General features: G+C 58.9%; 14 protein-coding genes. 11 read left to right on the forward strand and 3 right to left on the reverse strand.

Going from position 1 to position 9,290, the window contains the following annotated elements; genetic code table 11:
• Window positions 1-26: 26 nt before the first annotated feature.
• From lptC to ACRZ94_RS20030, 5 genes are all read left to right on the forward strand, one after another.
• Complete coding sequence (lptC, locus tag ACRZ94_RS20010) at window positions 27-608, forward strand: LPS export ABC transporter periplasmic protein LptC (RefSeq protein ID WP_480798161.1); 582 nt, start codon at window positions 27-29, stop codon at window positions 606-608.
• Between the two features lie 42 nt (window positions 609-650).
• A complete protein-coding gene (locus ACRZ94_RS20015; RefSeq protein ID WP_480656515.1) occupies window positions 651-1,103 on the forward strand; it encodes an LptA/OstA family protein in 453 nt (150 codons plus the stop codon).
• Window positions 1,103-1,861, forward strand: a complete 759-nt coding sequence (lptB, locus tag ACRZ94_RS20020) for an LPS export ABC transporter ATP-binding protein (RefSeq protein WP_480656513.1) — start codon at window positions 1,103-1,105, stop codon at window positions 1,859-1,861. The genes ACRZ94_RS20015 and lptB overlap by 1 nt, the downstream gene beginning before the upstream one ends.
• Before the next feature lie 252 nt (window positions 1,862-2,113).
• Window positions 2,114-2,677, forward strand: coding sequence for a ribosome hibernation-promoting factor, HPF/YfiA family (gene hpf / locus ACRZ94_RS20025; protein ID WP_480656511.1), 564 nt, complete (start codon window positions 2,114-2,116; stop codon window positions 2,675-2,677).
• A 58-nt stretch (window positions 2,678-2,735) separates the two neighbouring features.
• Complete coding sequence (locus ACRZ94_RS20030; protein ID WP_480656509.1) at window positions 2,736-3,200, forward strand: PTS sugar transporter subunit IIA; 465 nt, start codon at window positions 2,736-2,738, stop codon at window positions 3,198-3,200.
• A gap of 49 nt (window positions 3,201-3,249) precedes the next feature.
• Here ACRZ94_RS20030 and dalA read toward each other — a convergent pair whose 3' ends face one another.
• Window positions 3,250-3,765 (reverse strand): divisome-associated lipoprotein DalA, encoded by a 516-nt coding sequence (gene dalA, locus ACRZ94_RS20035; protein WP_480656507.1) that lies wholly within the window; start codon window positions 3,763-3,765, stop codon window positions 3,250-3,252.
• A gap of 168 nt (window positions 3,766-3,933) precedes the next feature.
• Here dalA and ACRZ94_RS20040 point away from each other — a divergent pair, with 168 nt between their 5' ends.
• Together ACRZ94_RS20040 and ACRZ94_RS20045 are read left to right on the forward strand one after the other, a co-directional pair.
• Window positions 3,934-4,533: a L,D-transpeptidase gene (locus ACRZ94_RS20040; protein ID WP_480798162.1), complete on the forward strand. Its 600-nt coding sequence runs from the start codon at window positions 3,934-3,936 to the stop codon at window positions 4,531-4,533.
• A gap of 140 nt (window positions 4,534-4,673) precedes the next feature.
• Complete coding sequence (locus ACRZ94_RS20045; RefSeq protein ID WP_480656504.1) at window positions 4,674-4,856, forward strand: hypothetical protein; 183 nt, start codon at window positions 4,674-4,676, stop codon at window positions 4,854-4,856.
• Window positions 4,857-4,939: 83 nt separating this feature from the next.
• Here ACRZ94_RS20045 and hemH read toward each other — a convergent pair whose 3' ends face one another.
• On the reverse strand, window positions 4,940-5,989 hold the full coding sequence (hemH, locus tag ACRZ94_RS20050) for a ferrochelatase (RefSeq protein WP_480656502.1): 1,050 nt from the start codon (window positions 5,987-5,989) through the stop codon (window positions 4,940-4,942).
• Between the two features lie 56 nt (window positions 5,990-6,045).
• Window positions 6,046-6,876 (reverse strand): methyltransferase domain-containing protein, encoded by an 831-nt coding sequence (locus ACRZ94_RS20055; protein ID WP_480656500.1) that lies wholly within the window; start codon window positions 6,874-6,876, stop codon window positions 6,046-6,048.
• A gap of 46 nt (window positions 6,877-6,922) precedes the next feature.
• Here ACRZ94_RS20055 and ACRZ94_RS20060 point away from each other — a divergent pair, with 46 nt between their 5' ends.
• Genes ACRZ94_RS20060 through ACRZ94_RS20075 form a run of 4 tightly spaced genes read left to right on the forward strand, consistent with a single transcriptional unit; the run spans window position 6,923 to window position 9,199 of the window.
• Entirely contained in the window at window positions 6,923-7,621 is a 699-nt protein-coding gene (locus ACRZ94_RS20060) for a double zinc ribbon domain-containing protein (protein ID WP_480656498.1), read from the forward strand.
• Between the two features lie 37 nt (window positions 7,622-7,658).
• The gene (grxC, locus tag ACRZ94_RS20065) at window positions 7,659-7,916 is read left to right on the forward strand and encodes a glutaredoxin 3 (protein ID WP_480656496.1); all 258 of its coding nucleotides are present in this window, start codon (window positions 7,659-7,661) and stop codon (window positions 7,914-7,916) included.
• A complete protein-coding gene (locus ACRZ94_RS20070; protein ID WP_480798163.1) occupies window positions 7,913-8,743 on the forward strand; it encodes a carbon-nitrogen hydrolase family protein in 831 nt (276 codons plus the stop codon). The genes grxC and ACRZ94_RS20070 overlap by 4 nt, the downstream gene beginning before the upstream one ends.
• Window positions 8,744-8,758: 15 nt before the next feature.
• Window positions 8,759-9,199, forward strand: coding sequence for a MarR family winged helix-turn-helix transcriptional regulator (locus ACRZ94_RS20075; RefSeq protein ID WP_170334681.1), 441 nt, complete (start codon window positions 8,759-8,761; stop codon window positions 9,197-9,199).
• The last annotated feature ends 91 nt before the right edge of the window (window positions 9,200-9,290 follow it).

Genomic DNA, 9,290 nt, shown 5'->3' on the forward strand with positions numbered 1-9,290 from the left:
GTATTGCGGTGGACGGACATTCACGCATGGTTCAGTTCTTCAAGGTGGTGCTGCCATTGGTGGCCATCCTGATGCTGTCCACCGTGTTCCTTCTGTCGCGCAGCATCGAAACCGATGTGAATGTGCCGTTCACTCAAAAGGACATCGAGGAACGGCTGGCGGATCAGGTGGTCACGCAGCCCAATTACCGCGGCACGACCCGCAAGGGCGAAGAGGTTCAGATCCAGGCGATCCGGGCCACTCAGGGCACCGAGAACTCGGTTCCCACCGCCGCTGAATTCCGGGGGCGGATGGGCTTGTCCGATGGCGGGGTGATCACGCTGGATTCCAATTCGGGCATGATCCGACCCGACAAGAACACCGCCACATTCGTGGGGGATGTTGTTATCACCTCGACCGATGGCACCGAAATCACGACCGATTTGCTGAATACCGCGCTGGACGAAATCCGCGGGGACGCGCCCGGACAGGTCAATGGCACCGGGATTATCGGGAACTTCACCGCAGGCGGCATGCGCTTTGGCACCGAAAAAACCGATGGACCTGTGCATATTATTTTTACAGACGGCGTGAAACTGATATACGAGCCGGAAAAAGCAGAAAGATAACCTGTGTTCGACTTTCGATTTGTCCCCTTTTGTGTTGCTTTGATGTTTGGCACTGGTTCTGCTGTGGCGCAGGAAACGCAGGTGGCGTTTGGCGCGACCAAGGCCGATCCGACCCTGCCGGTCGAGGTGACGTCAGAGCGGCTGAACGTCAATCAAGAGGACGGGTCGGCCGAATTCTTGGGCAACGTGATCGTCATTCAGGGCGAAATGCGCCTGACGGCGGAACGGGTTCTGGTCATCTACAACGAAGACCGTTCGGGCATCGAACGGATGGAAGCGACCGAGGATGTGGTTCTGGTCAGCCCGCCCGATGCGGCTGAGGGCGACTGGGCCGAATACACCATCGACTCGGGCGAGATTGTGATGAAGGGTAATGTGCTGCTGACGCAAGGTCCCAGCACCATCAGCGGCGATCAGATGAATGCCGACCTGACCGCAGGCACCGCGACGATGACCGGCAATGTCAAAACCATTCTGCAGCAGGGCGCCAACTGATGGCGCGTCCCGAACTGACCGTGGCCCAGGGCAAATCCGGTCTCAAGATTGAAAAGCTACGCAAATCCTACCGCAAAAAAACGGTGATCCGCGACGTGTCGATGACGCTGGACCGGTCCGAGGTTGTGGCGCTGCTGGGACCGAACGGGTCGGGTAAGACCACAACGTTCTATTCGGTCGCCGGACTGGTGTTCCCCGAGGCGGGCACGGTCACCATTGACGGACAGGTTGTGACGACCCTTCCGATGTACCGCCGCGCGCGTTTGGGTATCGGCTACCTGCCGCAGGAAATGTCGATTTTCCGCGGGATGAGTGTCGAAGACAATATCGCCGCCGTGCTCGACATCACAGTTCAGCACGCTCATCGCCGCAAGGAGCGGCTGGAAGAGCTGCTGTCGGATTTCTCGATCGAACATCTGCGCCGTGCGCCAGCGCTGGCCCTGTCAGGCGGTGAGCGCCGCCGGGTCGAGATCGCGCGCTGTCTGGCCGCCGATCCGAAATATCTTTTGCTGGATGAGCCCTTTGCGGGGGTCGATCCGATCAGCGTAGGCGATATTCGCCATCTGGTGGCCGATCTGAAGAAACGCGGCATCGGGGTTCTGATCACCGATCACAACGTGCGGGAAACGCTGGAAATCGTGGACCGCGCCTATATCCTGCATGACGGACAGGTTCTGATGTCCGGCAGTCCGGATGAGGTGGTCGAGAACGAAAACGTCCGCCGCGTCTACTTGGGCGAAAATTTCCGTATTTCATAAGCTTGTGCAGGAATGCGCCGAACGCATGGCGGAAATCACGTATATACACGTCTGTTTTGATTGACTCTTCCGTCGTCTCTTGCCTCAATTGGGGTATGGCATTTCTTCGGTTCCCGACTGGATCATGGTGCCCCTTCCTGGAAGGGCGAAAGGTAGGACTACCCGGGGAATTGCCGTTATCCCCCACCCGATAAAAACAAGTGCGTCGCGTTACGTGACGTCAGAATGGGTGTGAATTGTGAAGGAGATCACATGCGTTACCAAATCAGCGGAAAACAGATCGACATCGGCGAAGCACTGCAAACTCATGTGCAGACCGAACTTGGCGAGGTTGTTGGCAAATATGCTCAGCGACCGACCGACGCCAATGTCGTCTTTTCCCGTTCTGCGCATGAATATGTTTGCGAAACCACCGTGCATTTGTCCACCGGCCTGACAGCGCAGGCCAAGGCCCACGCGACCGAGATTTACGCGGCGTTTGAGGGCTGCTGCGACAAGATGGAAACCCAGTTGCGCCGGTATAAACGGCGGCTCAAGGACCACCACAAAGATCGCGCCGAGCCGGTTGAACTCTTTGGGGCTTCCTCTTATATCCTCGCCTCTGACGAATCTGAATCGGCTGATGAGCCCGAAACGCTGCAGCCGATGATCGTGGCAGAGATGGAAACCAAGATCCCGTCGCTGAGTGTTGGTGAAGCCGTTATGCAGATGGAACTGGCTGGTGCCCCGGTGCTGGTGTTCCGGAATGAAAACAAGGACGGGTTGAACGTCGTTTACCGCCGGGAAGATGGCAATATCGGCTGGATCGATCCGTAACAGGCAAGAGATTTAGGCTCGCCCCTGCGCAAGCGGGGGCCCGCCATGGAGCGTGACAATGGAGCTTTCGAGCATACTCAAGCCCGAAGCAGTACGTGTATTATCTGCAGCATCCAGCAAAAAGCGGCTGTTTCAGGAAATTGCCGATGTGGCTGACACGACGCTGGGTCTTGACGCGCAGACGGTCGTTGACGGCCTGTTGGAACGTGAAAGCCTGGGACCTACGGGTGTAGGCCACGGCGTGGCGTTGCCGCATGCGCGCGTGGCCGAGCTCGAATCTGTCTCTGGTGTCTTTGTCATGCTGGAAAAGCCGATTGATTTCGGCTCGGTTGATCGTCAGCCGGTCGATTTGGCCTTTGCCCTGTTCGCACCCGAAGAGGCAGGTGTTGATCACCTGAAAGCACTGGCTTTGGTGTCGCGTACACTGCGCGATACATCTGTTTGTGCGAAATTGCGGGCCAATCCGGATCCGGTCAAACTCTATGCGATTTTGACCGAAGCCCAATCGATGCAGGCTGCTTAAGACGCTGTCAGTTACAAAAAAGCCCCCGGTTTTCCGGGGGCATTTTGTTTTAGCCGCCGGTTCCCATTTCCAGCGTCCACCAGATTTTGCCGCCACCTTCCTGATGCCAGGCAAAGCCCATCTGGCTGGCTTTGGGGTCCATGATCACAGATCGTGGGCCGGGTTGCTGCATCCACGCGGCCAGGGTTTCTGTTTCGGTCTCATAGGTCTCAGAGATCGCCTCGCCCAGGAACGTCCCGAAATACCCAACGCGCTGGGCGCGATCGATCGGTGACGAGCCGTCGGAACCAAAGTGCCACGGCCGGTTTTGGCGGGCCATATCCTTGGAATGGGTCGCGGCTGCGGCGTTCAATTGTGCGTTCAGCTGTACCGGCTGCAGCCCCTGCGCCTGGCGCAATGCGTTGACCGAATCAAGCATGCGGAATTGCAGTTTTTCGGGATTGCCGCGAATCTTGTAAACCGTCGGCAGAGGCCGTCCGTCCGCCCCGTAGGTTGGGGTGCTGCTGGGGGAACATGCTGCCAGTGCAACAAAACAGGCAAATAGTAAGGAAAATATACGCGTCATGATCGACCTGGTGATTGATTTAACCTAGGGCATAGCGCGACAGACCGTCTGGGGCAAACGCACAATACCGCGCTTATGCGTGATTCTGCCGGTTTGATTTGCGACTGAAGCATTCTGGCCATAAAATACATCTAATTTCAGCCTGGCCTTAGCAAAGGACCGCGACACATGGTCAAAAAACACTTTCACACCCCCACCCGCCGCGGATTCCTGGCCGGTGCGTCGACCCTGCTGGCGACGCCTGCGATTGCCCAGTACATCCCCGGCGACCCGCTGCGCCCCGCGCCCGAGCCGGAACCGGAGGTTCGCCGCAACATCTCGGGATTCCGGGCGCTGGACTGGCAGCCTTACTTCTCGAATACCGATAACGGCGCAATTTTGGTCGATACCGTTTCGCGCGCGCTGCATTATTGGTCAGAGGATCAGACCGTGTACAAGCTGTACCCCTCCTCGGTGCCTTTGACCGAGGAATTGACCCGCCGGGGCCGCACCAGTGTGATCCGCAAGGTCGAAGGGCCAAGCTGGGCTCCGACTCCGTCGATGAAAAAGCGCAACCCGGAATGGCCGGACTATATTCCTCCGGGTCCTGATAACCCATTGGGGACACACGCTTTATACCTGAGCTGGAAATATTACCGCATCCACGGCACCCACGATACACGCAAAATCGGGCGCAGATCTTCGAACGGCTGTATCGGTCTGTTCAACGAGGATATTGCGGAACTGTTTTCAATGGCGAATGTTGGCACGCAAGTGTTGCTTATTTGACGACATTTTCGCGCACGAACCCGCTTGCCGCTCAAGTTGTAATTGCATTCCAGTCGGATAGCTGATTAGTAAAAACATACGAGGTAAGTCTTGGGTGTGCGGTTTCGCTATTTGGAGCCGTGCAAATTCTGGAGGTTAATATGAAGAAACTCGTTCTCGCCGCTGCACTGACTGCTGCTGCTTCGACCGCCTACGCGGGCAACCTGGAAGAGCCGATTGTTGAAGCGCCGGTTGTTGTTGAGGAAACTCAAGGTTCGTCGCAGGGCATCATCCTGCCGCTGATCCTGCTGGTCGTTGTTGCTGCTGCTGTTGCCGCAAGCTAATTTGACGAGCACCATCTAGAGAAAAGGCGGTGGAGTTCTCCACCGCCTTTTTTCATGCTTGATTATCGGGTTTGAATGGCCGGTCAGTCCAGCCAACCCTTGAGATTGTCTTCGATCACCTTGCCAAGCGCCGCAATATGCGCGTCGTCATCGTTCAGGCATGGGATGTAGGTAAAGGTCTCGCCGCCGGCCTCTTCAAAGCTTTCCTTGATCTCTTCGTTGATCTCTTCCAGCGTTTCGATGCAATCGGCGGAAAACGCGGGCGCAATCACGGCGATATTCTTCTTACCTTGCCGCGCCAATTCGGCCACATGCTCGACCGTATAGGGTTTCAGCCATTCCTCGGGCCCGAATCGCGACTGGAAGGTCGAGACCAGCTGATCATCTGCCCAGCCCAGCCGCTCTTTCAGCAGGCGTGAGGTTTTGGCGCATTGGCAGTGATAGGGATCGCCCTGCTGCAAATAGCGGTCCGGCATGCCATGATAGGAACAGACCAGAATATCGGGCTTGGTCTTCATCGCCGCATAGGCTTGTTCCACCGACCCGGCCAAAGCGTCGATATAGGCGGGCTCATCAAAATAGGCAGGCACGGTGCGGCTGGCGGGTTGCCAGGCTTCCTCCATCAATGCGCGGAAGAACTGGTCATTTGCGGTGGCGGTCGTCGCCCCTGCGTATTGCGGATAAAGCGGGAAGAACAGGATGCGGTCGCAGCCTGCCGCGACCATCTCGCGGACTTTTGATTTGGTCGACGGGTTGCCGTAACGCATGCAGAAATCGACCATCACCCGATCGCCATAGCGCGCCTGCATCGCATCGCGCATCTTGGTGGTTTGGTCCTTGGTGATCGTCATCAGCGGGCTTTCGCCCTTGTCGTGATTCCAGATCGATTTATACGCCTCGCCCGAGCTGAAGGGCCGTTTGGTCAGGATGATTCCTTGTAGGATCGGCTGCCACTTCCATTTCGGGTAGTCGATGACGCGCTGATCCGACAGAAACTCGTTCAGGTAACGGCGCATGGGCCAATAGCTATAGTCATCCGGGGTGCCCAGATTGGCCAGCAGGATGCCGACACGGCCCATTTTGACCTTGGGATGGTCGGCGGGGGCGTGGGATGGGCGAGTGGCGTCAAACATGGGTCGCTTCCTGAATTTCTGCGTACCGGGCTGAGATAACCGGAAAAACCCGGGCGTCAATCGGACAGTTTGCCTTCTTTTGCCCCAAGCGCGTCGGCAAGGCGGGTTTGGGCCGATCCGGGACGCAGCGGTTTTTGCTGGCTGTCATCGGGGGACCATCCGGTCAGGCAGATCAGCTCATACGTGGCGGCCAGACGTCCCTGTGGAGTTGTGAAGTTTTCGGCATAGATCTGCTGGGCGCGGGCAAAGACCTGCCGCCTGGTGGGGCGTTTCACCCGATCAGACAGGCTGTTGGTTTCGCCCATCGCGCGCAGATCACGCATCAGGTGGGGCAGGTCGCGATATTCCGCCGTCAGGCGCGCGGTGTCAGCGACGGGCAGGGCGAGGCCGGCCCGCTGCAGCAACCCGCCCAAATCGCGCAGCTCGGCCATGGGCGCAATGCGAGGGCTGAGTCCGCCGGTCACCTCAATCTCGGCCTGCCCGAGGGCCGCGCGCAGTTCATGCAGGGTTTCGCCGCCCAAACAGACCACCAGCAACAGCCCGTCGGGCCGCAGGGCGCGGTGGCATTGGATCAGTTGCCCCACCGGATCATTGGCCCAATGCAGCGCCATCGCGTGGATCACCAGATCATGCGCGCCTGGGGTCAGGTCCAGCACCTCGTCATCACCAACGACATGTGCGCCCGGCAACACATCCCGCCAGACTTGCGCAAACGGGGTCACGATCGCCGGGGCCGTAAAGGTTTTGTTAACCATGGAGAGTCGATCCTGCACCTCGTCCACCGCGGCGTGATGCAAAAACATGGCGTCTTCCCGCGCGCGGGCACGGTGCCGGGTCAAAGCCCTGCGATCGAACAGAGAGGGTGCGTTGGACTCAGGCAGTTTCATAGGGCGCAATTATCGCATCTGGCCGCGGATTCAAACCGCCGTTCAGATGATCTATCCACCGCGCTGCATGGGCTGCGGTGAGTTGACCGAGACGGATTTCGGCCTTTGCGGTGCCTGTTGGCGCGAGACGCCTTTTATCGGCGGCACGGTGTGCGAAAGCTGCGGTGTTCCCCTGCCCGGTGAGGCAGATGGCCACCGGATCGAATGCGATGACTGCATGAAAACGCCGCGCCCCTGGCAGGCCGGGCGCGCCGCGCTGCTTTATGACGGCAAGGCACGGTCGATGATTCTGGCGTTGAAACATGGCGACAGGCCGGAACTGGCACGGCCCGCCGCCGGGTGGATGGCGCAGGCTGGCCGCGACTTGTTTCACAAGGATATGCTGATCGCCCCGGTGCCTTTGCATTGGTCGCGGCTGCTCAAACGGCGCTATAATCAGTCGGCCCTGCTGGCGCAGCATCTTGGGCGGCAAACCGGGTTGGAAACCTGCCCCGACCTGCTGATCCGCCGCGTCAAAACCCCTGTTCTGGATGGGAAAACCGCCGATGAACGCGCGGACACGCTGGAAAACGCCATCGCGGCCCATCCCAAACGGGTCAACAGGATGCAGGGCCGCGATGTGCTGTTGGTGGATGATGTCATGACCTCGGGGGCGACGCTGGCCGCCTGTACGCGTGTCTGCAAAGATGCAGGCGCAAATCATATTTTCGTGTTGACCCTAGCGCGCGTTGCCAAGGATGCCTAATTCGCGGAAGATTACGCGAAACCCGAAGGGACGATTTATGAAACCGGTTGAAATCTACACCTCGCCGCTCTGCGGCTTTTGCCACGCGGCCAAACGCCTGCTGAAACAGAAAGGCGTCGAGTTCAAGGAAGTCGATGTGTTCATGCACCCCAAGCGCAAGCCCGAGATGATCAAGCGCGCCGGCGGCAAACGGACCGTTCCGCAGATTTTCATCGGTTCGCAGCATGTGGGCGGCTGCGATGAGCTTTATGAGCTGGACCGTCAGGGCAAGCTGGACCGCCTGCTGGCGGCATGAAGACCGCGCTGCTGCAACTCACCTCGTCGGATGATCCGTCTGACAACCTGACCACGGTGCGCGCCATGATGGCCGAGGCCGCCGGGCAGGGCGCGCGGTTCATCCTGACGCCCGAGGTGACCAATTGCGTGTCCAACAGCACGACGCGGCAGCAAGAGGTTCTTCAGTTCGAAGAAGATGACATAACGCTGGCTGGCCTGCGCGAACAGGCCAGCGCGCTGGGCGTGTGGCTGCTGATCGGCTCGTTGGGGATCAAAACCCACGATGCCGATGGCCGCTTTGCGAACCGGTCGTTCATGATCGACCCGCAGGGGCAGATCGTGGCGCGCTATGACAAAATCCACATGTTCGACGTGCAGGTCTCGGACTCTGAGACCTTCCGCGAATCGAAGAATTACCGCCCCGGCGACCGCGCCGTGGTGGCCGAGACCGCGTTTGGCAAGGTCGGTATGGCCATCTGCTATGACATCCGGTTTCCGCATCTGTTTGCCGCTCTGGCACAGGCCGGGGCGCGGATTCTGACGGTGCCAGCTGCGTTTTCGCCGGTCACGGGGGCGGCGCATTGGGAATCGCTGCTGCGGGCGCGGGCGATTGAAAACGGCGCTTGGGTGCTGGCCCCGGCGCAAACCGGCGAACACCGGAAAACGCGTGGCAAAACGCGGTACACGCATGGTCACAGCATGGTCGTTGCCCCGTGGGGAGAGGTCGTCATCGACGCAGGTACCGATCCAGGCATTCACATTTTCGATTTGGATGATAGTTCTGTGACAGAGGCGCGCCGCCGCGTGCCTTCATTGACCCATGTGCGGCCTTTCACCGGCCCCTGATCCAGAACCGAAGATATGACGGACGAGAAAAATGCCCTCGCGGTCACGCTGTTCAGCGAGATCCTGACCGCCGACCAGCTATTGCGCAACCGGCTGAGCCGGGTGCTGCCCAAGGGCATGGAAATCTCGCATTTCTCGGTGCTGAACCATTTGGTGTTCGTGGGGGATGAACGCACCCCGGCGCAACTGGCCAGCACCTTTCACGTGACGCGCGGGGCGATGACCAACACTTTGGCCAAGCTGGAATGGGCCGGATACATCCACATACGCCCCGACTGGGACGACGCCCGCCGCAAAATGGTCGCCATCAGTCCCGCCGGTCGGAGGGCGAGAGATCAGGCGATTTCCTCGATTGCGCCGCTGATCAACCGCGTGGTCGGAGAGCTGGGACTGGAACGCGTCCGCAGTACGTTGCCCGTGCTGAGGGATTTGCGGTTGCAGTTGGAGGGGGAGTAGGGTTTGGCTGCGGTGCAGTGCAAGACAACAAAACTCGATCAATTGGAAATGTTCGATCAAAGAACGGGTTAAATCATTCTGTCTTTTGACA

Source organism: Ruegeria sp. CH10, assembly GCF_056537125.1.

Bases quoted from the DNA above. Each gene is read 5' to 3' on its own strand.
- ACRZ94_RS20055 (WP_480656500.1), bottom strand. From the start codon at position 6,876: ATGAAACTGCCTGAGTCCAACGCACCCTCTCTGTTCGATCGCAGGGCT.
- ACRZ94_RS20060 (WP_480656498.1), top strand. From the start codon at position 6,923: ATGATCTATCCACCGCGCTGCATGGGCTGCGGTGAGTTGACCGAGACG.
- ACRZ94_RS20030 (WP_480656509.1), top strand. From the start codon at position 2,736: ATGGAGCTTTCGAGCATACTCAAGCCCGAAGCAGTACGTGTATTATCT.
- grxC (WP_480656496.1), top strand. From the start codon at position 7,659: ATGAAACCGGTTGAAATCTACACCTCGCCGCTCTGCGGCTTTTGCCAC.
- ACRZ94_RS20070 (WP_480798163.1), top strand. From the start codon at position 7,913: ATGAAGACCGCGCTGCTGCAACTCACCTCGTCGGATGATCCGTCTGAC.
- hpf (WP_480656511.1), top strand. From the start codon at position 2,114: ATGCGTTACCAAATCAGCGGAAAACAGATCGACATCGGCGAAGCACTG.
- lptB (WP_480656513.1), top strand. From the start codon at position 1,103: ATGGCGCGTCCCGAACTGACCGTGGCCCAGGGCAAATCCGGTCTCAAG.
- ACRZ94_RS20075 (WP_170334681.1), top strand. From the start codon at position 8,759: ATGACGGACGAGAAAAATGCCCTCGCGGTCACGCTGTTCAGCGAGATC.
- ACRZ94_RS20040 (WP_480798162.1), top strand. From the start codon at position 3,934: ATGGTCAAAAAACACTTTCACACCCCCACCCGCCGCGGATTCCTGGCC.
- lptC (WP_480798161.1), top strand. From the start codon at position 27: ATGGTTCAGTTCTTCAAGGTGGTGCTGCCATTGGTGGCCATCCTGATG.
- ACRZ94_RS20015 (WP_480656515.1), top strand. From the start codon at position 651: ATGTTTGGCACTGGTTCTGCTGTGGCGCAGGAAACGCAGGTGGCGTTT.
- hemH (WP_480656502.1), bottom strand. From the start codon at position 5,989: ATGTTTGACGCCACTCGCCCATCCCACGCCCCCGCCGACCATCCCAAG.
- dalA (WP_480656507.1), bottom strand. From the start codon at position 3,765: ATGACGCGTATATTTTCCTTACTATTTGCCTGTTTTGTTGCACTGGCA.
- ACRZ94_RS20045 (WP_480656504.1), top strand. From the start codon at position 4,674: ATGAAGAAACTCGTTCTCGCCGCTGCACTGACTGCTGCTGCTTCGACC.